At 50.7% G+C, this 24,901-nt stretch carries 22 protein-coding genes, 1 other RNA gene and 1 pseudogene; 8 read left to right on the top strand and 16 right to left on the bottom strand.

The features are described 5' to 3' along the window. Nucleotides 1–289: 289 nt before the first annotated feature. The 4 genes and pseudogenes from OGY15_RS10750 to OGY15_RS10735 form a co-directional block, all read right to left on the bottom strand. Nucleotides 290–412, bottom strand: a pseudogene (locus OGY15_RS10750) (hypothetical protein); the annotation flags it as partial. 16 nt (nucleotides 413–428) lie between these two features. After that, nucleotides 429–1,241, bottom strand: coding sequence for a MetQ/NlpA family ABC transporter substrate-binding protein (locus OGY15_RS10745; RefSeq protein WP_187252528.1), 813 nt, complete (start codon nucleotides 1,239–1,241; stop codon nucleotides 429–431). Nucleotides 1,242–1,262: 21 nt separating this feature from the next. Continuing rightward, nucleotides 1,263–1,931 carry a methionine ABC transporter permease gene (locus OGY15_RS10740; RefSeq protein WP_151219043.1) on the bottom strand — a complete coding sequence of 223 codons (669 nt, stop codon included), beginning with the start codon at nucleotides 1,929–1,931 and terminating at the stop codon, nucleotides 1,263–1,265. Next, complete coding sequence (locus tag OGY15_RS10735) at nucleotides 1,924–2,946, bottom strand: methionine ABC transporter ATP-binding protein (protein WP_151219042.1); 1,023 nt, start codon at nucleotides 2,944–2,946, stop codon at nucleotides 1,924–1,926. The genes OGY15_RS10740 and OGY15_RS10735 overlap by 8 nt, the downstream gene beginning before the upstream one ends. Before the next feature lie 376 nt (nucleotides 2,947–3,322). Here OGY15_RS10735 and ynhH point away from each other — a divergent pair, with 376 nt between their 5' ends. The 3 genes from ynhH to lpp all read left to right on the top strand — a co-directional run bounded on the left by ynhH (nucleotide 3,323) and on the right by lpp (nucleotide 5,482). Beyond that, nucleotides 3,323–3,517 (top strand): protein YnhH, encoded by a 195-nt coding sequence (gene ynhH, locus OGY15_RS10730; protein ID WP_242637968.1) that lies wholly within the window; start codon nucleotides 3,323–3,325, stop codon nucleotides 3,515–3,517. A 7-nt stretch (nucleotides 3,518–3,524) separates the two neighbouring features. Beyond that, a complete protein-coding gene (pykF, locus tag OGY15_RS10725; protein ID WP_286539067.1) occupies nucleotides 3,525–4,937 on the top strand; it encodes a pyruvate kinase PykF in 1,413 nt (470 codons plus the stop codon). Nucleotides 4,938–5,245: 308 nt separating this feature from the next. Next, nucleotides 5,246–5,482, top strand: a complete 237-nt coding sequence (gene lpp / locus OGY15_RS10720) for a murein lipoprotein Lpp (RefSeq protein ID WP_003029373.1) — start codon at nucleotides 5,246–5,248, stop codon at nucleotides 5,480–5,482. A 67-nt stretch (nucleotides 5,483–5,549) separates the two neighbouring features. On the opposite strand, the gene ldtE is transcribed toward lpp, so the two are convergent. The 7 genes from ldtE to sufA form a co-directional block, all read right to left on the bottom strand. Beyond that, complete coding sequence (gene ldtE / locus OGY15_RS10715; protein WP_187253017.1) at nucleotides 5,550–6,554, bottom strand: L,D-transpeptidase LdtE; 1,005 nt, start codon at nucleotides 6,552–6,554, stop codon at nucleotides 5,550–5,552. Between the two features lie 123 nt (nucleotides 6,555–6,677). After that, nucleotides 6,678–7,094, bottom strand: coding sequence for a cysteine desulfuration protein SufE (gene sufE / locus OGY15_RS10710; RefSeq protein ID WP_151219041.1), 417 nt, complete (start codon nucleotides 7,092–7,094; stop codon nucleotides 6,678–6,680). A gap of 12 nt (nucleotides 7,095–7,106) precedes the next feature. Further along, nucleotides 7,107–8,327: a cysteine desulfurase SufS gene (gene sufS, locus OGY15_RS10705; RefSeq protein ID WP_151225390.1), complete on the bottom strand. Its 1,221-nt coding sequence runs from the start codon at nucleotides 8,325–8,327 to the stop codon at nucleotides 7,107–7,109. Then, a complete protein-coding gene (gene sufD / locus OGY15_RS10700; RefSeq protein WP_252838332.1) occupies nucleotides 8,324–9,595 on the bottom strand; it encodes a Fe-S cluster assembly protein SufD in 1,272 nt (423 codons plus the stop codon). Before sufD ends, sufS begins: the two co-directional genes overlap by 4 nt. Beyond that, nucleotides 9,570–10,316, bottom strand: coding sequence for a Fe-S cluster assembly ATPase SufC (gene sufC / locus OGY15_RS10695; RefSeq protein WP_151225388.1), 747 nt, complete (start codon nucleotides 10,314–10,316; stop codon nucleotides 9,570–9,572). Before sufC ends, sufD begins: the two co-directional genes overlap by 26 nt. Before the next feature lie 16 nt (nucleotides 10,317–10,332). Next, nucleotides 10,333–11,820 (bottom strand): Fe-S cluster assembly protein SufB, encoded by a 1,488-nt coding sequence (gene sufB, locus OGY15_RS10690; protein ID WP_286539062.1) that lies wholly within the window; start codon nucleotides 11,818–11,820, stop codon nucleotides 10,333–10,335. A gap of 8 nt (nucleotides 11,821–11,828) precedes the next feature. Further along, nucleotides 11,829–12,197, bottom strand: a complete 369-nt coding sequence (sufA, locus tag OGY15_RS10685; protein WP_151219036.1) for a Fe-S cluster assembly scaffold SufA — start codon at nucleotides 12,195–12,197, stop codon at nucleotides 11,829–11,831. A gap of 667 nt (nucleotides 12,198–12,864) precedes the next feature. Here sufA and OGY15_RS10680 point away from each other — a divergent pair. Further along, nucleotides 12,865–13,659: a DUF3828 domain-containing protein gene (locus tag OGY15_RS10680; protein ID WP_286539060.1), complete on the top strand. Its 795-nt coding sequence runs from the start codon at nucleotides 12,865–12,867 to the stop codon at nucleotides 13,657–13,659. A gap of 333 nt (nucleotides 13,660–13,992) precedes the next feature. On the opposite strand, the gene OGY15_RS10675 is transcribed toward OGY15_RS10680, so the two are convergent. Further along, on the bottom strand, nucleotides 13,993–14,868 hold the full coding sequence (locus OGY15_RS10675) for a LysR family transcriptional regulator (protein ID WP_187259530.1): 876 nt from the start codon (nucleotides 14,866–14,868) through the stop codon (nucleotides 13,993–13,995). A 122-nt stretch (nucleotides 14,869–14,990) separates the two neighbouring features. On the opposite strand from OGY15_RS10675, the gene OGY15_RS10670 reads away from it, so the two are divergent. Then, complete coding sequence (locus OGY15_RS10670) at nucleotides 14,991–15,842, top strand: Vmh family MBL fold metallo-hydrolase (RefSeq protein ID WP_151219033.1); 852 nt, start codon at nucleotides 14,991–14,993, stop codon at nucleotides 15,840–15,842. Nucleotides 15,843–15,909: 67 nt separating this feature from the next. Here the strand turns inward: OGY15_RS10670 and OGY15_RS10665 are convergent, their stop codons facing one another. The 3 genes from OGY15_RS10665 to ydiJ all read right to left on the bottom strand — a co-directional run bounded on the left by OGY15_RS10665 (nucleotide 15,910) and on the right by ydiJ (nucleotide 19,639). Further along, the gene (locus tag OGY15_RS10665) at nucleotides 15,910–16,098 is read right to left on the bottom strand and encodes a YdiH family protein (protein ID WP_151219032.1); all 189 of its coding nucleotides are present in this window, start codon (nucleotides 16,096–16,098) and stop codon (nucleotides 15,910–15,912) included. 77 nt (nucleotides 16,099–16,175) lie between these two features. After that, nucleotides 16,176–16,586, bottom strand: a complete 411-nt coding sequence (gene menI / locus OGY15_RS10660; protein WP_151225382.1) for a 1,4-dihydroxy-2-naphthoyl-CoA hydrolase — start codon at nucleotides 16,584–16,586, stop codon at nucleotides 16,176–16,178. Beyond that, nucleotides 16,583–19,639 (bottom strand): D-2-hydroxyglutarate dehydrogenase YdiJ, encoded by a 3,057-nt coding sequence (gene ydiJ, locus OGY15_RS10655; protein WP_286539057.1) that lies wholly within the window; start codon nucleotides 19,637–19,639, stop codon nucleotides 16,583–16,585. The genes menI and ydiJ overlap by 4 nt, the downstream gene beginning before the upstream one ends. Nucleotides 19,640–19,852: 213 nt before the next feature. Between ydiJ and ydiK the strand changes: the two genes are divergently transcribed. The 3 genes from ydiK (at nucleotide 19,853) to aroD (ending at nucleotide 22,179) form a co-directional block, all read left to right on the top strand. After that, nucleotides 19,853–20,962 (top strand): AI-2E family transporter YdiK, encoded by a 1,110-nt coding sequence (ydiK, locus tag OGY15_RS10650; protein ID WP_151219029.1) that lies wholly within the window; start codon nucleotides 19,853–19,855, stop codon nucleotides 20,960–20,962. A gap of 184 nt (nucleotides 20,963–21,146) precedes the next feature. Then, nucleotides 21,147–21,254, top strand: an RNA gene (rprA, locus tag OGY15_RS10645) — antisense sRNA RprA. Nucleotides 21,255–21,420: 166 nt separating this feature from the next. Then, entirely contained in the window at nucleotides 21,421–22,179 is a 759-nt protein-coding gene (gene aroD, locus OGY15_RS10640) for a type I 3-dehydroquinate dehydratase (RefSeq protein ID WP_187252535.1), read from the top strand. A 109-nt stretch (nucleotides 22,180–22,288) separates the two neighbouring features. Here aroD and ppsA read toward each other — a convergent pair whose 3' ends face one another. Beyond that, nucleotides 22,289–24,667: a phosphoenolpyruvate synthase gene (ppsA, locus tag OGY15_RS10635; RefSeq protein WP_151225380.1), complete on the bottom strand. Its 2,379-nt coding sequence runs from the start codon at nucleotides 24,665–24,667 to the stop codon at nucleotides 22,289–22,291. Between the last annotated feature and the right edge of the window lie 234 nt (nucleotides 24,668–24,901).

The following is a 24,901-nucleotide window of genomic DNA, read 5'->3' as shown; positions in this document are numbered from 1 at the left end:
TCATATTATATCCTATACTATATAATAAAAAGTCAAAATATAGCGAAAATATTAATGATGTGAAGTTTATACGTTCGCTTCCTAAAAAACTCACAAGAATATATGTAATAAATTATTATTTTAGCATCATTATCTCCTGTTTTTTTTGTATGCTTGCGGCAATGTTATATGTAATAAAATAAATGTTTTATCATGCTGGTGATAATGGTTACATTAATAAATAAAGGGACTCCATCAGAGTCCCTTTATAGTTTTTATTTCAACACCCCATATATCTGATCACCTATCCAGCCATATGGTTAACCGGATCGATTGACGTCAACGTTCCGGTCCATCCTGTATGACCGTATGTTTCTGAACTGGCTAATACACCGAACGTTAACGTCATCAATATGTTACCGTTCCTACGCCACTCGGCAAAAAGCGGATCAGTTATTAACCGGGATCACCGCGCCTTTATATTTGGTACGGATCCAGTCCTGGATTTCTTTGGAGTGCAGGACATCGACCAATGCGACGATATCCTTCTTCTTCTCGTCGCCACGATGCACGGTAATGATGTTGGCGTACGGGTTGTTTTCACCGCTTTCAACGGCAATCGGATCTTTCACCGGATCCAGCCCGGCGTCGATGGCGTAGTTAGCGTTAATCACCACCGCATCGCCTTCATCATTGTTATACATTTGCGGCAACAGCGCGGCTTCCACGTTAGGCAGGAACTTCAGTTTTTTTGGGTTCTCAACAATGTCGCTAATGCGCGCGGTCACTTTATCTACGCCCGGCTTCAGCTTGATCACCCCCTCTTTTTCGAAAATCGACAGAATACGGCCTTCCTCAGATACCGCATCGCGCATGATGACCTTGCCACCTTCCGGCAGATCTTTAAGCGATTTCACTTTTTTCGAATAGATACCAATCGGCTCAATGTGGATCGCCCCAGCGCTGACGAAATCATAGGTATTATCGCCAGCATGATCTTTTATCACGCTGTTAAGGTACGGAATATGCTGGAAGTAGTTAGCGTCAATCTCACGGCCAGCCAGCGCGGTGTTCGGCAGAATGTAATCCTGGAACGGTTTGATCTCCAGATCGATCCCCTGCTTCGCCAGTATAGGTTTAGCCTGCTCAAGGATCTCTGCATGCGGCACGTTGGACGCGCCAACGGTCAGCGTATCTGCCCACGAGGCAAAGCTCAGGGCGCTTAAGGTTGCTGCGGCAAGTAACGTCAGTGATTTTTTCATGATAATGGTTTCCGTATTTTATTAGCGTTTATCTAACAGAGAGGTGATCACATCGCCGCAAAGCTGGATGATGAAAACAATGAGCAAAATCGTCACTGTCGCCACCAGCGTAACGTCGCTGTGGTTGCGCTGGAATCCTTCCAGATAGGCCAAATTCCCTAAACCACCGGCGCCAATCACCCCCGCCATCGCGCTGTAGCTAACCAGTGCAATCAGCGTTACGGTGATGCCGGACACCAAGGCAGGAGAGGATTCTGGCAGTAAAACCCGAAAAATAAGTGTGCTCAGACGTGCGCCCATCGAACGCGTCGCTTCAATCACGCCTTTATCGACTTCACGCAGGGCAATTTCGACCAGCCGCGCATAAAACGGTGCAGCCCCTACGATCAGCGCAGGCAGCGCGGCATTGGCGCCGAGAATGGTGCCAACCATTACTTTGGTAAACGGGATCAGTAGCACGATCAAAATGATGAATGGGATCGAGCGAAAGATATTCACCACCAGCGAAATACCGCTATACACCGCGCGATTGTGAAACAGTCCACCGCGTGCGGTCAGGAATAACGCCAGCCCAAGTGCGATTCCCAGAATAAAGGTCGCTGCGCCTGAAAGGGCAGTCATGTAGAGCGTTTCCTGGGTTGCCGCCAGCAGTTGGTCCCACTTTAGATGAGGAAAAAGTTCTTCAGCCATGTTGGATCACCTCGCCTTCAATGTCGCTCTGGCGCAGGTCGGCCAAAATATTGTTCAATTGTTCTTCTGAGGCCACCACGTGCACCCAGAGCTGACCAAACACACCGTGCGCGGTTTGCGTCATCTTGCCGTGTAAAATGTTAAACGGCAGGCCATAGCGTAGGGTCAATTCGCCAACCACTGGCCGATGCGTACGTTGCCCGGTAAACGTAAGCTTGATCACCACGCCGCCAAGTTCGCTGGCCAACTGCGGGTTGAATTCGTCTTCCTCGCCGTATTGACTCACCTGACGAACGAACTGTCGGGTGATCGCCTGTTGCGGATGAGTAAAAACGCTGAGCACGTCGCCTTCTTCAACGACTTTGCCATTTTCCATGACCGCCACGCGATCGCAGATCTTGCGTACTACGTGCATTTCATGGGTGATCAGCACGATGGTTAATTTGAAGCGACGGTTAATATCGAGCAGTAAATCGAGAATCTGATCGGTGGTTTGCGGATCCAGCGCCGAGGTGGCTTCGTCACACAGCAATACGTCAGGATTATTCGCCAGCGCGCGGGCAATCCCTACCCGTTGTTTTTGTCCACCGCTTAGCTGGGACGGATACGCATTTTCGCGACCGCTCAGCCCAACCAGCGCAATCAGTTCGGCAACCCGCGATTTGATAGACGCTTTCGACGCGCCAGCAATTTGCATAGAGAAAGCAATATTCTCGCTAACGGTCCGCGACCACAGCAAATTGAAGTGCTGAAACACCATGCTGATTTTCAGTCTCGCCTGACGTAACGATTCCCCACGGGCGGCAGAGATATCGTGACCGTTAATTGTTACGCTGCCTGAGGTTGGTTTTTCCAACCCATTGAGCAAGCGAATTAAGGTGCTTTTCCCCGCCCCGCTGTAACCAATAATTCCGTAAATCTGTCCCTGTTCAACCGTCAGGTTGACGTTATCGACAGCGGTAATGGCAAGCCTGCCTGGCGTAAACACTTTCGAAATATTTTTCAGGACAATCATGTCGTTTGGGTATCCGCTGCTGCTTAGTGTTCTTCTGCTAGCGCTTTTAGCTGTTTAGCAGTATGGATGTCCAAATGAGTGTAATCAGCAAGATTGGCTTTTAAAATGAATTAAAATGAATTTGATATAACATTTAGAAATATGTCGATATGGTTGGCGTCATGTGCATATAACACAGGCACCGAGATGACGTTTTCAGCGTGTTGCGCAACAAACCACAGTGGCAAACAACTTCTTTATCCCTACATCTGAACAAATTAATGAATATTTTCTGTAAAACTGCACAGAAGTGTTTTGAAACGCTGTTTCCATTTTCCTTTTTGATATTTTTCAGCGTATAATGCGCGCCAATTGTCTCTTGAATGGTTTCAGCACATTGACCTGTAAAACTCAACGACTACAAAACTCACCATCCCGTTGGGCTGAAACGCAAGCACACATTCCTCTGCACGCTCTTTCGATGTCACCTATCCTTAGAGCGAGGCATCACAACTTTCGTAACTCAGGTTTAGCTTCCCGTCCGTGCGCGGCGGGAGCCAGATTTCCATATCCTTCTCAACTTAAAGACTAAGACTGTCATGAAAAAGACGAAAATTGTTTGCACCATCGGTCCGAAAACCGAATCCGAAGAGATGTTAACCAAAATGCTGGACGCGGGCATGAACGTCATGCGTCTGAACTTCTCCCACGGTGATTACGCAGAACACGGTCAGCGCATCAAGAATTTGCGCAACGTCATGAGCAAAACCGGTAAGAAAGCCGCAATCCTGCTCGACACCAAAGGTCCGGAAATCCGTACCATCAAACTGGAAGGCGGTAACGACGTTTCCCTGAAAGCGGGCCAGACCTTCACCTTCACCACCGACAAATCTGTCGTAGGCAACAACGAAATCGTTGCTGTTACCTATGAAGGCTTCACGAAAGATCTGTCCGTCGGCAACACCGTTCTGGTTGACGATGGTTTGATCGGCATGGAAGTTACCGCTATCGAAGGTAACAAAGTTATCTGTAAAGTGCTGAATAACGGCGACCTGGGCGAAAACAAAGGCGTTAACCTGCCAGGCGTTTCCATCGCGCTGCCAGCACTGGCTGAAAAAGACAAACAAGACCTGATCTTCGGTTGCGAACAAGGCGTTGACTTCGTTGCGGCTTCCTTTATCCGTAAACGTTCTGACGTCGTTGAAATCCGTGAGCACCTGAAAGTGCACGGCGGCGAAAACATCCAGATCATCTCCAAAATCGAAAACCAGGAAGGCCTGAACAACTTCGACGAAATCCTCGAAGCGTCTGACGGCATCATGGTTGCTCGTGGCGATATGGGCGTTGAGATCCCGGTTGAAGAAGTTATCTTCGCACAGAAGATGATCATCGAAAAATGTATCCGTGCGCGTAAAGTCGTTATCACTGCGACCCAGATGCTGGACTCGATGATCAAAAACCCGCGTCCGACCCGTGCTGAAGCCGGCGACGTTGCTAACGCCATCCTCGACGGTACCGACGCAGTCATGCTGTCTGGTGAGTCTGCAAAAGGTAAATACCCGCTGGAAGCCGTCACCATCATGGCGACCATCTGTGAGCGTACTGACCGCGTGATGACCAGCCGTCTGGACTTCAACAACGACAGCCGCAAATTGCGCATCACCGAAGCCGTTTGCCGTGGCGCGGTTGAAACTGCAGAAAAACTGGATGCTCCACTGATCGTCGTTGCAACCCAGGGCGGTAAATCTGCTCGCGCAGTACGTAAATACTTCCCGGATGCGACCATTCTGGCGCTGACCACCAATGAAACTACCGCGCGTCAACTGGTGCTGAGCAAAGGTGTTGTTGCACAAGTTGTTAAAGAAATCAGCTCTACCGATGATTTCTATCGCCTGGGCAAAGAAGTTGCTCTGGAGAGCGGTCTGGCTCAGAAAGGCGACGTAGTTGTGATGGTTTCCGGTGCGCTGGTTCCGAGCGGAACCACCAACACTGCATCTGTTCACGTGCTGTAATAATTCCACCGCGAATTAATTTGCTTGAAAAGCGCCCTTGCGGCGCTTTTTTTATTTTATCGATAGCCACAATTAATAAAAAATCAAATCGGATTTCACTATCTAATCCGAGATTATCTAAGATGAATCCGATGGAAGCTTTCTGTTTTCACTCGGTTTTTTAGCTGTTTTTGCACAATTCGATGCTTCTTTGAGCGAACGATCAAAAATAAGTGCATTCCCATCAAAAAAATATTCTCAACATAAAAAACTTTGTGTAATACTTGTAACGCTACATGGAGATTAACTCAATCTAGAGGGTATTAATAATGAATCGTACTAAACTGGTACTGGGCGCGGTAATCCTGGGTTCTACTCTGCTGGCAGGTTGCTCCAGCAATGCTAAAATCGATCAGCTGTCTTCTGACGTTCAGACTCTGAACGCTAAAGTTGACCAGCTGAGCAACGACGTGAACGCAATGCGTTCCGACGTTCAGGCTGCTAAAGATGACGCAGCTCGCGCTAACCAGCGTCTGGACAACGCAGCTACTAAATACCGCAAGTAATAGTATCTGTGTAATAAAAATGGCGCACATTGTGCGCCATTTTTTTGCTCTGAATTTCCTTTCCCTGCTATTGCGTTGCGTGCACCTCTGCATCCCCTCCTGGTACGCCATTACGCGCAGACTTCACTTCCGCACCCTTGCTAACTACCGAGACTTGTCCGGCTGTCACTGTGACAGGATAGCCCGCGCGGCGATACAACGCTCGTTCCACCAGGCTGTTATCCACGGCTTTGTCGTCTTTAAATGAGGTAAAACCGGCGGGTAGTACATAGGGCATAGTCTGGACGTTTTGTTCCTCTTCCGGCGACAACGGTCGATGCACTTCGACATAGCGCATGCCGTTCGGCTCAACCGAATATTTAATCGGTTCATTAATCACTCTGACCGGCGTTCCAGTGCGGACCTGAGCAAACAATGCTTTGATGTCCGGTGCATTCATGCGAATACAGCCGGAACTCACACGCAAGCCCACGCTATCCGGCGCGCTGGTGCCATGGATCAGGTATTCACCGTTTCCATGCGCCAGACGCAGTGCAAAGCGCCCTAACGGATTATTTGGCCCAGCGGGTACAACTGGCGGTAGAGTTATGCCTCGCTCCAGAGAGCGTTTACGGATGCCTGGTGTAGGAGTCCAGGTGGGATTTGGGATCTTCTGCCCAACCCGGGTTTCCATAACCGGCGTTTCCAGTCCTTGTAAACCAATCCCAATCGGGAAGACCTGAACAATATTCTCACCCGGCGGGAAGTAATACAGACGCAGTTCCGCAAGATTCACAATAATGCCTTCGCGTGGCGCATCTGGCAGCAATAATTGCGAGGGAATGGTAATCAGCGTTCCGGGTTTTGGGACGGGGGCAATAGTATTATTGGCTTCAAGGATCAGCATTGCGGCAGTATCAAACTTACGGGCAATCGCCTGTAGGTTTTTATCGCCTTCCTGCACGGTGTAGGTTTGGTTTTGCCCAACAAGACGGCTGTTCGCCTGTGGCAAAGGATAATCGACCGCCCATGCGGCCTGAATAGCACTGTAAGCGCCGATTAGCATTAACGTAATAACAGACGCGCGTTTCATACTCACTCACCCCCCTGGCGTTCATGCCGGATGGCGGCAAGCGCCCGATCCGGCCTACGAGTCACTGCGTTGCCCAACACGAGATTGTTCAGGTCGCTCTGAAAAATGACGTGTCTTATCAGTTTAGCTAAGAGTTACGGCTTTGGCGCGAATTGCCCGAATCATCGCTTCGAGCCCTTGTGACCGAGACGGTGTGAGATGCTGTGCGAGCGCCATTTTTTCAAACCACGGACGCACATCAAAATTCACAATATCCTGGGCCATCATGCGGTCATACAAAATGAATACCACCGCAATAAGCCCTTTCACAATAGCCGCATCGCTGTCGCCCTGAAATTCAATAATTCCTTCGGCATTCTGACGCATAACAATCCATACCTGGCTTTGACATCCCTGGATGCTATTTTCCACATTACGATCGTCGTCGCTTAATTGTGGCAGACGTTGACCCAGTTCAATAATGTACAGGTATTTCTCTTCCCAATTAGCGCAACGCGTAAAATTACGCAACAACTTTTCTTTATCCGGTAGCGCAGCCATAACGCCTCCCTGTTAGCCCAGTAAGTGATGAATACGCTTGAGACCTGTTACCAGGCGATCCACTTCTTCATGGGTGTTGTACATGGCAATCGACGCCCGGCACATCGCGGGAACGTTATAAAAGGCCATCAGCGGCATTGCGCAGTGATGCCCCGTTCGTACAGCAATGCCATAGTTATCGAGAAAACTCCCGACGTCATAAGCATGATGCTTGCCGAGGTTAAACGCAATCACGCCCAGACGGTTATCCGGTCCGTAGATCGTTAAATCCGGCACATCCCCCAGCTGTTCAAGCGCATAGCACATCATGAATTGTTCATATTCGCTGATTTCAGCCAGCCCCAGCGCTGAAATATATTCAATAGCCGCGCCGAGCCCAATAATTCCACCCGTATTTGGCGTTCCGGCTTCAAACCGCCAGGGGGCTTTGGCCCATGTCGTTCCCTGGCTCAGGCTCACTGTCGCAATCATCGACCCGCCACCTTCCCACGGCGGCATCTCCTGTAGCAGCGACTCTCTGGCATACAGAACACCAATACCAGTTGGCCCATAGAGCTTGTGACCGGAGAAAACATAGAAGTCGCAATCCAGCGCCTGCACATCCACCTGATGATGCATAACCGCCTGTGCGCCATCCACCAGTACTTTTGCACCGTATTGATGCGCCAGCGCGATCATCTCACCCAACGGGTTTTCCGTGCCCAGTACGTTAGATACGTGGGTAATCGCCAGCAGTTGCGTGCGATCGTCAAACAGCATCGGCAGCGCTTCCAGTTGCAATGTACCATCGTCATTAAGTGGAATAACGCGCAGTTCAGCCCCGACGCGGGCACACAGCATCTGCCAGGGCACAATGTTGGCATGATGCTCCATTTCGCTGATGATGATGTTATCACCCGCCCGCACATTGCTGTTGCCCCAGCTGTTTGCTACCAGGTTGATCCCTTCCGTGGTACCGCGAACAAACACCAGCTCCTCCGCTGAGCGGGCGTTAATAAACAGCGAGGCGAGCTTGCGCACATTCTCCATTTTTTCCGTGGCCTGAGCACTCAACGTATGGATACCACGGTGGACCGCCGCATAGCCGTGACGGTAAAACTCGGCTTCAGCATCAATCACCTGGTTAGGTTTTTGCGCGCTGGCGGCGCTGTCCAGATACGCCAACGGTAAACCATTCACTTCACGCGTCAGGATTGGAAAATCGGCCCGCACTTTTTCAATGGGAAATGTCATGCTACGCCTCCCGGCAAGCGTTGGGCGATCCTTGCCAATACCTGTTGCTTCAGCGTTTCCTCGTCCAGGGCTTCCGTTAGCTCAGCGGCAAACGCATAGAGAATCATTTGTTGGGCATCCTGCTGGCCGATCCCACGCGAACGCAGATAGAACATCTGCTCGTCGTCGATCCGCCCTACCGTCGCCCCGTGGCTGCATTTCACGTCGTCGGCATAGATTTCAAGTTGTGGTTTGGTATCCACCTCAGCCAGTTTACCGAGCAGCAAATTATTGTTGGTCATCTGACCATCAGTTTTAATAGCGTGCTGAGCAACGTTAATCAGGCCATTGAATACCGCCCGCCCCTTATCGCTGACAATCGTTTTATGCAACTGGCGGCTGTTGCAATATCCCTTGTTATGCTCAAGCCAGGTACGGGTGTCGCAGACTTCATTTTTCACCGGCATCGCCAGGCTGTTGAGCCGAAGCGTCGTGTTTTCGCCGTTAAGCTGAGTGCTGGTGTTATGGCGCAGCACCGCATCACCGAGTAAAAAGCTGTGGCTGGTGGCCGTGGCATCCGCCCCCAATTGAATGTCATTATGTGCGAAGTGGTGGCTTTGCGGATTCTCAAACGCCAGTTTGATATGGCGCAAGTGCGCATTCGCCGCGACATTCATGGTTAAGCGTGCGCCAGTGAAATGACGAAGCTCGCTAAGGCTGACATAGTGTTCAATGACGGTTGCTTCAGCCCCTTCCGCCAGTTCCAGATGGTGGCGATAGTGCGCCGTATTCACCTGATCGCTCGCCAGCCCCTGGGTAATGTGCAACAACAACAGCGGTTTCTTCGGCCGCTGGTTTCGCTTCACCTTAATGTACGTGACGCTACGCGACAGGCTTTCGGTCAGGTGCAGAAAGACTTCCGGTTGGATGGCGGCCGGTAGCGTCTGGCGTACATCATCAACGGTAATATCAAAACCACTACCTTCCGCGCTGTCGCTCAGCGTTGGAGAGAATTGCCCGTCGACAAATACCAGTCGTATGGCCTCAATAGCCGGTGCTAACGCTTCACACTGGGCTGACGATATCTCATTGACATGGCTGACAAACTGGCTGTGGGTTAATCCCTCCAGCGGCGTGTATTTCCAGTCCTCATGCTTACGCGTTGGCAGCCCCAGTCGCAGCATCTGTTGCAGGTGCTGCTGGGCATGTTGCGAGCGAGTCTCACCTTGCGTCGCAAACAGATGGTGCCACTGTTGCAACACGTTACTGCTGTTCGCTAAGCCAGCCATAACCTTGCTCCTCCAGTTGTTTGACCAGTGTGAAATCACCGGATTTCACAATTCGCCCCTGGTAGAGAACGTGAACATAATCGGGTTTGATATAGTCCAGGATACGCTGATAATGGGTGACGATAATGAATGAACGTTGCCCATCACGCAGCGAGTTCACGCCGTCGGCGACGATTTTCAGCGCGTCAATATCCAGCCCGGAGTCTGACTCATCCAGAATGCACAACTGAGGCTCCAGTACCGCCATTTGCAAAATGTCATTACGCTTTTTCTCACCGCCGGAGAAACCGACGTTGACCGAACGCGTGAGCAAATCTTCCGGCATCTTCAGCAACGCAATTTTTTCTTCCATCAGATCCTGGAAGTCAAACCTGTCCAGTGACTCTTCGCCACGGTAGGTGCGCACCGCATTCAGTGCCGTTTGCAGGAAAAACTGATTACTTACGCCGGGGATTTCTACTGGATACTGAAATGCCATAAAGATGCCTTCACCGGCCCGCTCTTCCGGTGACAGTTCCAGTAAATCTTTACCGTTGAACTCTACCGTCCCGCCGGTGACTTCATAGTCTTCACGTCCGGCGAGCGTGGCGGAAAGCGTACTTTTCCCGGAACCGTTTGGCCCCATAATGGCGTGCACTTCTCCGGGGCGAATGTCAAGACTCAGCCCACGCAGGATCGTCTTATCTTCCACACTGACCTGTAAATCTTTGATGCTTAACATGTGCTTTCCTTAAATTTTAACCGACGCTGTGTTCAAGACTTATGGCGAGAAGTTTTTGCGCTTCCACGGCAAATTCCAGCGGCAGTTCAGAGAACACGTCTTTACAGAAACCATTCACGATCATCGAAATGGCATCCTCTTCGCTGATACCGCGCTGCAGGCAGTAAAATAGCTGGTCTTCACCAATGCGCGACGTCGCGGCTTCGTGTTCAAGCTGGGCGCTGTTGTTACGACACTCCACATACGGGAAGGTGTGCGCCCCACAATCCGCGCCGATCAGCATCGAGTCGCATTGGGTATAGTTGCGGGCATTGGTGGCGGTTGGCATGATTTTCACTAAACCGCGATAGCTGTTCTGACTGTGTCCGGCGGAGATACCTTTAGAGATGATGGTTGATTTGGTGTTCTTGCCAATGTGGATCATCTTGGTGCCAGTATCGGCCTGCTGATGACCACTGGTCAGGGCCACGGAGTAGAATTCGCCGATAGAGTTATCCCCACGCAGAATGCAGCTTGGGTATTTCCAGGTAATGGCCGAACCGGTTTCTGACTGCGTCCACGACATTTTGCTGTTTTCGCCTTCGCACAGCGCCCGCTTGGTAACAAAGTTCAAAATGCCGCCGGTATTGCCATCGCCAGGGAACCAGTTTTGTACCGTCGAGTATTTCACTTCGGCATCTTTGTGGATGATGACCTCCACTACCGCAGCATGCAGCTGATAGCTGTCGCGCACAGGGGCCGAACAGCCTTCGATATAGCTGACGTAGCTTCCCTCATCCGCAACCAGAATGGTGCGTTCAAACTGCCCGGTTTTTTCCGCATTGATACGGAAATAGGTCGACAGTTCCATTGGGCAACGCACACCTTTCGGCACATAAATAAACGTACCGTCGGAGGCCACTGCCGCATTCAGCGCGGCAAAGAAATTGTCATTACCCGGAACAACCGTGCCCAGATACTGTTTTACCAGCTCCGGGTGGTCGTGAATCGCCTCACCGAACGAACAGAAAATAATGCCCTGTTCCGCCAGTTTGTCGCGATAGGTGGTCGCCACCGACACCGAGTCAAAAATGGCATCAACCGCCACCTCTTTGCCTTCGCGGACCGGCACGCCAAGCTGTTCAAAGGCGTCCTCGACCTCTTTACTTAAAAATGCATTTGCGCCCGTTTGCTGCACCGCTCCCGGTTCAGACACACAGGTTTCATCGCAGTTGCCGCAGGACGGCGCAGAGTAATAGCTGTAATCCTGATAATTCAGTTTGTCATAGTGCGCTTTTAGCCAGTGCGGTTCTTCCATGGTCAACCATGCCTGAAAGGCATTAAGGCGGAATTCCAGCATCCAGTCGGGTTCATTACGTTTTGCCGAAATTGCGCGCACGACCTCTTCGCTAATCCCTTTCGCCAGCTCGTCGGTTTGCAGTTGGGTGAAGAACCCCTCTTTGTAATTAAGGTGCCCGTCAGCCCAGGTGTTGACATCGTCAGTTGCTTCAGTATTACGAGACATAGTACCGCCTATACCCCAAAACTTTCGCCACAGCCGCATTCGTTCTGGGCTTTCGGGTTATGAAATTTAAATAACTGATTTAATCCTTCGCGAACAAAATCGACTTCTGTGCCGTCGATGAACGGCATCGCCTGTAACGGCACATACAGTCTGGCACCATCCATTTCAAACAGGAGATCGTCTTTTTGAGTCTCACGGACGGTATCCAGCACGTAGCCGAATCCTGCACATCCCGTTTGCTTCACGCCCAGGCGAACGCCCAACATGCCGGGTTGCTTTGCCATCAGTTCGCGGATGTGCGCCGCAGCCGCTGGCGTTAACCTCAGTCCACGCCAGGCAAAATCTTCCGGGTTAAATGTTCCTGAATGCAATTCCATAGGGTTACCTCGAGTCACTAGCTTTTAGACTATAACAATATGTTAGTGATAATGATTATCACTTCAACCCCTCAACAGCAGGGGCATTCGGGTTAATCGCCCTTTTTGGTTACTTTTAATAAGCATAGACCCTGCAGCGCGGGTTATCAGAGATGGATTATTTTGTTCAATGCTTTGATTAATAATGGATTATGAAAATCCAATCGTTCAGGCAGGTCAAAGATCAAAAGATGTATAGATAATGTCTATTTAAGGGATAGGTTTTAAAAATTTAATGAAATCATTGGATTATAGTGTAATCAGTAACTTAGTCTTTTCTCGTGATAGATAAGTACAGACTATTTAACGCCCCAAATTGAGCCCTCAGCGCGATTTTGCCCCCCAAATCCTAAAATGGAGGTTATGCGAGGCGTGTTCCCGATTTTAAACGTCATAATTTACAAGCCAGTTTGATTTTAACAGTAAACATTACGCAAATAAGATTAACTTTGGGATTTGCAGGACTAATTGCTAATTCAATATATTGCCATACGCTTTAATTATCAATTCGATAATTAATATTGGCATTACATATGTTGATTAATTAAATCTCACTATAAAATACAATTTCGAATTAAGTGCCGGAGTATTATTATTTTATGATTCATTCTATTACTAAGGGGAAATTATGTCATGGAATAAACATGATGCGGTCTCGTATACGCGAAGTCACGCGCATCAAAAAAGCCAGGGTTATTGCGCTCGAGCAGTAGCTGCAGCAATTCGCGCTGGCGGCGTCAAAATTGAAGGTACTAACGCCAACAGTTTTGCAAGGTCACTAGAAAAAACAGGATTCAGCAAATCATACGGCACCCCAATAGAGGGCGATATAGCGGTTATTGATGCTTTACCAGGTCCAAACCAGTATGGGCACGCCTGTATTTACGATGGGACGGGAGCCTGGTACTCCGATTTCGTACAGCGCAGTTTATGCCCTGGCCACAGTACAGAAAAATCCAGCCCACTGTTACTATATACAGGCACAAGTGACATGAAAAAATTACTGCTTTTGCTACTGGTGACCTCATCTGCTATGGCAAATAATACCAACGATCCTGTTAACCAGGCCGTTGCATTTAATAAGTGGTACGTGAACAAAATTAACAATAATAATTTCCCGATTACCGACGGTAAGGATATCGATAAATACGTTACTGCATCAACAATGCAGAAACTAAGGCGAACACAAGATCCAAATTATGATGATGAGGTTTTCTATTCTGCTGATTTTTTTCTAAAATCACAATATATCGGTGACGACTGGACAGAGAATGTGGCCATATCCTCATATGACTGGGATCCTGTCTGCGTAAACGTCAATATAACATTCGGCAAAAAAAATCCTCACACGGTTATTGATTGTATGGTTAATGAAAATGGCGAGTGGAAAGTACAGTCCGTTGCTGCACGCGATAACAATTAACGACGTTATGACAGAGTTACTATGCCATGGCACATCCGCGAATACCCCTGCTATATCGCCGGAAAGTAAAAAAGCCTGCGCGAACTGAATGGGATTTTTATATTTTCCGTGTCAATGATAATGGAATCGACCCCAGCTAATTGACAAACAACAAAAAACCCTTAAGTCTGCTTGCTGGCAGGCTTAAGGGTTCCGGCCCCATCCGGCGCTTATCTCCGGCACTCACAATGGCTTAGCTCTTGAAGGGGCGATAAGAAGAATCTCATACACTGATAAGTTTTTTTTAACACAAATTGCGGTTTGACTATTTTATGAGCACGTTTAGCTACCTTTTTAGCATTGCGCCCCACTGAGTGCGTCCAGCAGCAAGCGTAAGCCCGCAGGCTGATGTTCACGAGAAAGGTATAAACCATAAATCGGCAGGCATTTGGGCTGTAGCTCTGGTAATATGCGAATCAACGTCCCCTGCGCCAGCCCTTCCCGCGCCTCCAGTTCCGGCACCAGCGCAATGCCCATTCCCGCCTGCGCCGACTCACAGAGCAGCGAAGAGATTCCGGCGCTCAAGTTCCCTTTAATCGCAACGGCGACATCCTGGCCGTAGACATCCTGAAAGTGCCAGGATTTACCAGCAAACCCGCTGTAATAGAGGCAATTGTGCCGCGTCAGATCGTCGAGCGTTTCAGGAGTACCGTATTGATGCAGATAATCTACAGACGCGCAGAGCACCGATTTACAGTCGCCAAGGCGACGGGCGATGGTTCCGGGTTCGGGATTTTCCGTTATGCGGATTGCCACATCGATACGTTCTCCTACCAGGCTTACCGGTTGATTATTGATCTCCACCTCGATCCGCAACTGCGGATACTGCGCCAGAAATGTGGGCAGTACCGGCGCTAATATATGCATAGCAGTAAAGTGCGCACAGGCCACACGTAGCGTGCCACTGGGCGTTTGCGCGGCGCTGGCGGCCCCGATATCCAGCGAAAGTTGCGCCAGAGAACGTGTTTTCGCTAATGCCTCTTCACCCGCTGGCGTGATCGTCAAGCGACGCGATGATCGATGGATAAGTCTTGCGCCTGCCCATTTTTCCATCTCGTCGAGGTAACGACTGACCATCGGACGGGAAAGCCCCAATGCACGTGCAGCGGCGCTCAGACTGCCCAAATCACAGATATGGTTAAATACCGTTGCCGCCATTACTCTGTCCATTACATCCCATCCGATCGTTTTATGAAACTCAGCATGTCCTAATGAGGGAATTCTAACAGATCCGAATTTCCTTAAAATACGGGAACTATCAAAAGACAATTCCCTGCATAAGGTTACCCGGCATGAAAGTTAAAACTCTGGCCCTGCTGTTACCTCTCTTCGCTTCTTCAGCCTTCGCCGCGCCGCTACAACTGGAGGTTTACAATCCCCAGGACAAGGGTATTTTCCCGGTCTCTTCGACGCTGGTGTCTGGTCCCAAAGAGGCCATTTTGTTTGACGCCCAGTTCAGTACTAAAGATGGCGAACAACTGGTGCAGATGATTCACGCCAGCGGTAAAACGCTGAAGGCTATCGTGATCACCTCCGGCGATCCGGATTTCTATTTTGGCCTGCAGCCTATCGTCAATGCCTTCCCACAGGTAAAAGTTCTGGCAACACCACACGTAGTGGACCATATCCGCGCCACCAAAGAGGCTAAACTGCAGTTCTGGGGTCCGCAAATGAAGGATGGTGCGCCAACATCGCTCACCGTTCCGCAGGCGACAACGCAAACGCAGTTCACGGTTGATGGCGAAACACTGGAACTGCGCCATCCCGACGATTATGCAGCCTATGTCTGGATCCCAGCAAACCGTGCCATTATTGGCGGTACTGGCGTGGCTTCCGGTATACATGTCTGGACGGCAGATACTCAGTCTGCAGAACAACGTAGCGCATGGCGTAGCGTACTGAGCGAAATGCAGAACTTACACCCCACTCAGGTGATCCCAGGTCATTACATTGGCGAACGCCCTACGGGCGATAAAGCGATTCGCTTCACTCAGGACTATTTGCAGTCGTTTGAGCAGGCATTAGAGGCGAAGAAAGGATCTGACTATGTGATTAAAACCATGACCGCGGCTTGGTCAGGTCTCGCGGACACAAGCTCTCTGGAGCTAAGTGCAAAAGTCAATACCGGTGAGATGAAGTGGTAATGAAGATTTAAGGCAAAAAATAACCCCGAACGCGTGTCGGGGTTTTTACTCGATAAGCATACCGGAATCAATGAACGCCCATGCGCCAGGCAAAATAGATCTCTTCTTTCAGTTCAATCGATGAAAGCGCCAGTAAATCAGCAAACTCCAGTTCGAGTTGTTTCAGTCTTTTCAGGTACTGAGCCGGTGAAAGATCGGATTTATCACGACGTAAAAATTCTATTGCCAGTTGGGCCGGGTCTAATTGGGTAGACATATCATCCTCGCTTGTGTTCAAAACCTGCACAGTATAACACCATTCCCTGCGCAGATAATGACCAAAAGCAATATGCTTCACAAAATTGCGGTCGTCAGACGCGACGTGCAACACAATCGTCCCTGGTCATCGAAAATCTCAATTTGCCACACCTGATGACGGGAGCCGGTATGCACCGCACGACATAACCCTCTGACGCGGCCCTCCCGCGCGGAGCGAATGTGGTTGGCGTTGACCTCCAGGCCCACCACTTTCTGTTCACCCTGAGTACACAGGTAGCCTGCCACCGAACCCATGCTTTCCGCCAGTACTACGGATGCGCCGCCGTGCAGCAAACCAAAAGGTTGTTTGGTACGATGATCCACCGGCATCGTGGCTTCCAGCGAATCGTCACCAATGTGCACAAAACGGATATCGAGCAGCCCAACCATGTTTCCTTCACCCATGGCATTGAGCGCCTCAAGGGTGACTTCACGTTTCCAGATCATCCTATAATCTCCAGCAGTGCCTGTAATGGATGGCGAACTCCCGTACCTTCAACGCGTTTTACCTGACTGCGACAGGAGTATCCGGTCGCCAGACAACGGTTACGCGGCAATCGTTGCATTGCCTGGTGCCATGATAACTCATAGATCCCGAGTGAGTTCTGATGATTCTTCACTTCGTGACCATAGGTACCCGCCATACCACAGCAACCCACGCTGACGTTTTCCAACTTTGCGCCAAAGCAGGCAAAAATAGCCGCCCACTGCGCAGGCGCGCCTGGCAGAGCCGTCACTTCGGTACAGTGACCAAAGAAGTACCACGGTTCACCGCCAACCGCGATTGGCTGCTGCGCTTCCACAATTGTCGATAACCACTCGTTGGCTAACAACACATGGAAATCACCCCGCTGTTCCCCGAGCACCAGTTTGTATTCGTCGCGATAGCAAAGCACCAGCGCAGGATCAACACCCACCATCGGAATATTCAGCTTCGCCACCCGATTGAGAAACTCCGATGTTTTCTTCGCGGTTTTCGCAAAACGGTTTAAAAAGCCCTTAATATGCTGCGCCTTGCCGTTTGGCGAGAACGGTAGCAGTACCGGCTGCATGCCCAGCTTTTCAACCAGGCGTATAAAATCAGCCACCACCTGTGCATCGTAATAGCTGGTGAACGGATCCTGCACCACCAGCACTATACGCGCTTTTTGCTCAAGAGTGAGTGATTCGAGCTGTTCCAGCGTCATATTGGCGGAGCGATGGCCAACCAGCTGACGTTGTAGCGAAGGCGCAGACAACAGCGGTAAATCGACCATACCGATGTGCTTTTTCGCCAGATTACGTACCAGCGGCTGATTGATGAAAAAGTTAAACGTTTTGGGTGCACGCGCCATTAACGGCGCATAGCTCTCAACGGTCGCCACCATGTGATCGCGCAGCGGGCGCAGATAACGCGTGTGGTACAGCTGCAGGAAGCGCGAACGGAACTCCGGCACATCGATTTTAATCGGACACTGTGTTGAACAGGCTTTACATGCCAGACAGCCGGACATTGCCTCTTTTACTTCGTGCGAGAAATCATATTCGCCCTTGCGCGCATGCCAACTGTTGCGGGTACGGGCAATCAGCGCACGTAAACTGGCGCGTTTTTCCGGTAGCTCTTTTTCCAGCTGTATTGGGTCGATCCCGCGATCCGCTAACAAACGCAGCCATTCACGCACCAGGGTAGCTCGCCCTTTTGGCGAATGAATACGGTTGAGGCTGATTTTCATCGACGGGCACATGGGACTTTTCGCATCGAAGTTAAAGCATAACCCGTTGCCGTTACACTCCATTGCCCCGCGCCACTCCTGGCGTACGGCCAGTGGGATCTGACGATCATACGTCCCGCGCTTCACCGCATCTACTTTCATCATCGGCGCATCTACGTCTTCCGGTGGACAGATTTTCCCTGGATTGAGACGGTTTTGCGGATCAAACACTGATTTCACTTTACGCAGTTCGCGGTACAGCTCCTCCCCGAAGAACGCCGGACTGTATTCTGCACGAAAACCTTTCCCGTGCTCGCCCCACAGCAAACCGCCATATTTTGCCGTCAGCGCGACAACATCATCAGAAATGCGCTTCATCAGTACTTCCTGCTGCGGGTCGCACATATCCAGCGCCGGCCTGACGTGCAGCACGCCGGCATCCACGTGACCAAACATGCCATAACTCAGACCGTGGCTGTCGAGCAGCGCACGGAACTCGGCAATATAGTCAGCCAGATGCTCCGGCGGAACACAGGTGTCCTCGGCAAACGGAATAGGTTTTGCAGCACCTTTTGCATTCCCCAACAAACCGACTGCTTTTTTACGCATGGCGTAAATACGCTCTACGCCCGAGAGTTTAGTACACAGTTGCCAACCAATGACACCGGCTTCCTGACGGGCAATTAACCCATCCAGACGTTCACACAGCGCACTAACCTGAGCATCGATCAATGCTTCATCGTCACCCGCAAATTCGACGATATTCAGGCCCAACATCTCTTTATCAGGAACATCGGTAATCAATTCACTGACCGAATGCCAGACAATATCTTCCCGCGCCAGATTAAGCACTTTGGAGTCGACGGTTTCTACTGACAGCGCGCGCGCGTCCACCATCACCGGAGCGTTACGTAGTGCCGAGTCAAACGAGTCGTACTTGACGTTAACCAACTGTCTGACTTTGGGCAACGGCGTGATATCCAGACGGGCTTCGGTGATAAACGCCAGCGTACCTTCAGAGCCGGTCAGAATGCGGGTTAAATCAAATTCGGTCATCTCATCATTAAAGACGTGCCGTAAATCGTACCCGGTCAGGAAGCGATTAAGTTTCGGGAATTTATCAATGATCAGTTTTCGGTTGTCGCGGCAACGTTCATAAACTGTCTTGTAAATGCGTCCAATGGTGGTATTGCTGTTACCCAACGTTTGGGCAAGTTCGACCGGCATGGGTTGAGTATCAAGAATATCGCCCCCCATCAGCACCGCGCGGATCCCCAGTACGTGATCGGAGGTTTTACCGTAAACCAACGAACCTTGTCCGGAGGCATCGGTATTGATCATCCCTCCCAGCGTAGCCCGGTTACTGGTAGATAATTCGGGAGCAAAGAAATAGCCGTAAGGCTTCAGAAACTGGTTGAGCTGATCTTTGATTACCCCAGCTTCGACCCGCACCCAACCTTCCTGCACATTGATTTCAATGATACGGCTCATGTAGCGAGACATATCAACAATAATGCCCTGATTCAGCGCCTGACCATTGGTTCCGGTGCCGCCGCCGCGCGGGGTAAAAATGAGCGAAGAGAAAAGAGGTTCTGCCGCCAGACGGGCGATTAGCGCCACATCTGCGGTTGAACGAGGGAAAACCACAGCATCAGGAAGTAGCTGATAAATACTGTTATCCGTCGACATTGTCAGACGATCGGCATAGCTCGTTGCCGTATCGCCCGTAAATCCTTGCTGCTCCAGCGCCTGCAAAAAGTTGAGCACCAGTTGAACGACACCCGGTGCCTGAGAAATTTGTGGAATCATTATAGTGACCCTTTCCTGCGGTCTGTGTTGTGAATTTAATCGTTTGCGTGTTGCTTTGTTTGTTGTATCACATTTTTTTCTAATACGCTCAGCAGATTTACAGGCAGAATCCACCTGTTCAAAACCGCTGAAATTGCTCATCATTACAGGGTGTCATTTAGATGTTCACGTCGCGTCAACGTTCTGACGCAAAGACAAAGGTGAAAAGTATTTATGGTAAATTTCCGTCAGCCCAGGGATATTGCACAAGTGCTGCTATCGGTGCTGTTTTTAGCCATCATGATTGTGGCGTGTCTCTGGATTGTTCAACCCTTTATCCTCGGTTTTGCCTGGGCAGGTACGGTGGTCATTGCGACCTGGCCCATCCTGCTACGCTTACAAAAACTGCTCTGGGGGCGTCGCTCGCTGGCCGTGCTGGTGATGACCCTGCTGCTGGTACTGTTGTTTATCATTCCTATCGCGCTGCTGGTTAATAGCATTGTGGATGGCAGCGGGCCGTTGATCCATGCCGTAACCGCAGGCGATATGACGTTGCCGGATCTGGCGTGGCTGAACAGTATTCCATTGGTCGGCGCCAAAATGTATGCCGCATGGCATAGCCTGCTGGATATGGGCGGCTCGGCCATCATGGCGAAGGTTCGTCCTTATATTGGCACGACGACAACCTGGTTCGTCGGTCAGGCTGCACATATTGGCCGTTTTATGATGCACTGTGGTCTGATGCTGCTGTTCAGTGCCCTGCTGTACTGGCGCGGTGAACAGGTGGCGTTAGGTATTCGTCACTTCGCTTGCCGCCTGGCATCCAAACGCGGCGATGCCGCCATTCTGCTGGCAGCACAGGCCATTCGCGCCGTCGCATTAGGCGTCGTGGTCACCGCACTGGTGCAGGCCGTGCTCGGCGGTATTGGTCTGGCGGTAACCGGCGTGCCGTATGCCACGCTGCTGGCAGTGGTGATGATCCTCTCTTGTCTGGTACAGCTGGGCCCCTTGCCGGTGCTGGTCCCGGCCATTATCTGGCTGTACTGGACGGGCGATTCAACCTGGGGCACAGTGCTGCTGGTGTGGAGCGGTGTGGTCGGAACGCTGGATAACGTGATTCGCCCGATGCTGATTCGTATGGGTGCCGATTTACCATTGATCCTGATTCTCTCAGGGGTCATCGGTGGACTAATTGCATTCGGCATGATTGGCCTGTTTATCGGCCCGGTGGTCCTGGCTGTTTCCTGGCGTCTGTTCTCCGCATGGGTAAACGAAGCCCCTGCGCCGGATAGCGATCCGGATACAATCCTCGAAGAAATTGCTGAAATAGAACGCAATAAGTAATCCCACGTCAGGCGGCACAGCTGCCTGACTGTTTAACAATTCTAATTAATCCCTCCCATTTACTGAATCAGACCCAACGTTGCCCTTCTTTAAACACTCATTTGTGTCGCAAATTCTTTACAGTTTTTAAACTATTGAGATGAATCTGATCGACGTTAAAAAGCCGTATGCCTACTATTAGCCCATGGCTTTAGATCAACACATTGATTTATAAGCATGGAAATCCCCTGAGTGAAACAACGAATTGCTGTGTGTAGTCTTTGCCCATCTCCCACGATGGGCTTTTTTTTGTCCTTCGTACCCTTCTAATCGCCATACTCTCCTTTCTTAACTTTCCCGCCATTCAACGGTCTGTACCAATTAAAAAAGTGGTTTCGATATCAAGCACAAAACCGTGATATTGTTGAAGGCTCAGGGGGCTGACGGACAGATATCAGCCAATATTTATAGGGTAATCAATGAAAACCGTAACTGTAAGAAATGTCGTAATTGGCAAGGGTGCGCCGAAGATCATTGTCTCACTGATGGCTAAAGACATCGCAATGGTAAAAAGTGAAGCGCTGACCTATCGCGAAGCGGATTTCGATATTCTGGAATGGCGCGTTGACCATTTTGCCGATGTCGCATCCATTGACGCAGTACTGGACGCTGCGCGCGCCATCCGCGAGATTCTGCCTGACAAGCCGTTACTTTTTACCTTCCGTACTGCGCAGGAAGGCGGCGAGCAGGCCTTACCTGCTGAAGACTATTTCGCACTAAACCGTGCAGCGATAGACTGTGGTCTGGTGGATATGATCGATCTCGAGCTATTCACTGGTGATGCGCAGGTGAAAGCAACCGTTGAGCAAGCTCACGCCAAAAAAGTCCTGGTTATTATGTCGAATCATGATTTTCATAAAACGCCGGCCGCTGAGGAGATTGTTCAGCGTCTGCGTAAAATGCAGGAACTGGACGCCGATATCCCCAAAATTGCGCTGATGCCGCAATGCAAAACGGATGTGCTGACGCTGCTCAGCGCGACGCTGGAAATGCATGAACGCTATGCCGATCGTCCAATTATCACGATGTCGATGGCAAAAAACGGGGTGATTTCTCGTTTAGCTGGCGAGGTTTTTGGTTCAGCAGCCACGTTCGGTGCGGTGAAAAAAGCATCTGCTCCGGGGCAAATCGCAGTGACCGATCTGCGCACTGTACTGACAATATTGCATCAGGCTTAAGCGTGGAAGGATAAAATACCGGATGACGATGCTACCGCATCTTATCCGGCCCACGAATGATACTCACCGTAGGCCGGATAAGGCGCTTACGCCACCATCCGGCATAATGTTACTTGTTCAGTTCAGCCAGGCTCAGCCAGGTCTGCACGACGGTATCCGGGTTCAGCGACAGGCTGTCGATCCCCTCTTCCATCAGCCAGGCCGCGAAGTCTTCGTGGTCAGAGGGACCCTGACCGCAGATACCCACGTATTTGCCTTGTTTCTTGGCTGCGCGAATCGCCATCGACAGCAGGGCTTTCACCGCGTCGTTACGCTCATCAAACAGTTCAGAAACCACACCAGAGTCACGGTCCAGACCCAGCGCCAGCTGCGTCATATCGTTTGAACCGATGGAGAAGCCGTCAAAGTATTCAAGGAACTGCTCGGCCAGCAAGGCGTTGGACGGGATCTCACACATCATGATGATCTTCAGCCCGTTCTCACCGCGTTTCAGCCCCTGACGCGCCAGCTCTTCCACCACCGCTTTCGCCTGCGCAACGGTACGTACAAACGGCACCATCACTTCGACGTTAGTCAGGCCCATATCGTTACGGACACGTTTCACTGCGTCACATTCCAACGCGAAACAGTCGCGGAAGCTATCAGCAACGTAACGGCCCGCTCCACGGAAGCCCAGCATCGGGTTCTCTTCATGCGGCTCATAACGCTCACCGCCGACGAGGTTGGCATATTCGTTGGACTTAAAGTCAGACATACGCACGATGACGCGTTTCGGATAAAACGCCGCCCCCAGCGTCGCGATCCCTTCCGTCAGACGACCCACGTAGAATTCACGTGGAGAATCGAAACCTTTCATCATGGCGCGGATTTCGTTTTGCAACTCAGGCGTCTGGTCATCGAACTCCAGCAGCGCGCGAGGGTGTACACCAATCATGCGGTTAATGATAAATTCCAGACGAGCCAGGCCAACACCTTCGTTTGGCAGGCAGGCGAAGTCGAAAGCGCGGTCCGGGTTACCGACGTTCATCATCACCTTCAACGGCAGATCCGGCATGGTTTCGACGCTGGAACTCTTCACGCTAAAGTCGAGCATTTCAGCGTAAACATAACCGGTGTCACCTTCGGCACAGGAGACAGTAACCTTCTCACCGTCTTTCATGCGCTCGGTAGCATCGCCACAGCCAACCACTGCCGGGATCCCCAGCTCACGGGCGATGATCGCCGCGTGACAGGTACGACCGCCACGGTTGGTGACAATCGCCGCTGCTTTCTTCATGATCGGTTCCCAATCCGGGTCGGTCATGTCAGTAACCAGCACATCGCCGGGTTCGATACGGTTCATTTCGCTGATGTCCTGGATGACTTTGACCGGACCCGCGCCAATGCGGTGACCGATGGCACGACCTTCAGCAATAATTTTACCCTGCGCATGCAGCGTATAACGCTCCATCACCTGGCCACGAGAACGCACGGTTTCCGGACGCGCCTGCACAATAAATAGCTTACCTGTATGACCGTCTTTCGCCCATTCAATGTCCATCGGACGACCGTAGTGCTTCTCGATCTGTACCGCCTGCTTCGCCAGTTCCTGCACTTCAGCATTGGTCAGGGAGAAAATGTCGCGCTGTTCCTGCGGGACATCTTCAATCGTTACCTGCTTACCGTGTTCCTGGGTTGGCGCGTAGACCATACGGATCTTTTTCGAACCCATTGTGCGACGGACGATAGCCGGACGATTAGCCGCCAGCGTCGGTTTGTGCACGTAGAATTCATCCGGGTTAACGGCGCCCTGCACGACCATCTCGCCCAGGCCCCATGCAGACGTGATAAACACCACCTGATCGAAACCGGATTCGGTATCGATGGAGAACATGACGCCGGAAGACGCGAGGTCTGAGCGCACCATCCGCTGCACACCCGCAGAGAGCGCTACGCCACGATGGTCATAACCCTGATGGACACGATAAGAGATCGCACGGTCGTTAAACAACGAGGCAAATACGTGTTTGATAGCAACCAGTACAGCATCAAATCCCTGGACGTTGAGGAAGGTTTCCTGCTGCCCGGCAAATGACGCATCTGGCATATCTTCTGCGGTGGCGGAAGAACGCACGGCAAAAGATGCATGGGCATCGTCCGCTGACAGCTGCGCGTAGGCATCGCGGACGGCATTTTCCAGCTCCGGCTGGAAAGGAGTGTCGATAATCCACTGGCGGATCTGCGCGCCGGCTTTTGCAAGCTCGGTGACATCGTCAATATCCGTTTTATCCAGCAGCTCATAAATGCGCTGGTTTACACCGCTTTGGTCCAGAAACTGGTTAAACGCATCGGCGGTCGTTGCAAAACCATTCGGTACGGAAACACCCATACCTGAAAGGTTAGTAATCATTTCACCCAGGGAGGCATTTTTGCCCCCAACTCTGTCTACATCATTCATGCCGAGTTGGTTATACCAAAGCACCAGCGGTGACGAGCCATTGTTGGACATCGAACAATCCTTATATTTGAACGAGGTTAGAAAACTCAATTTTGCGTAATTATCTTTGCATATTTACTCCAGCGAAAAAAACGGTGAATCGTTCAAGCAACTTTATTTTTTATTTTTTCAGATTGTTTCCGCATTTGCGCAAACCCGCGAGCCACAAGGGATCTCCACAAAAACTACCGGTATAAACATTTGTTCCGAAAAATGAAATGTACTTTTCATTAAATATAAAAATAC

This window comes from Citrobacter sp. Cu231 (assembly GCF_030332265.1).
GTDB classification, from domain to species: Bacteria; Pseudomonadota; Gammaproteobacteria; order Enterobacterales; family Enterobacteriaceae; genus Citrobacter; species Citrobacter meridianamericanus.
The sequence above is the reverse complement of the archived record's forward strand: the minus strand, read 5'-3'. Positions and strand labels throughout refer to the sequence as shown.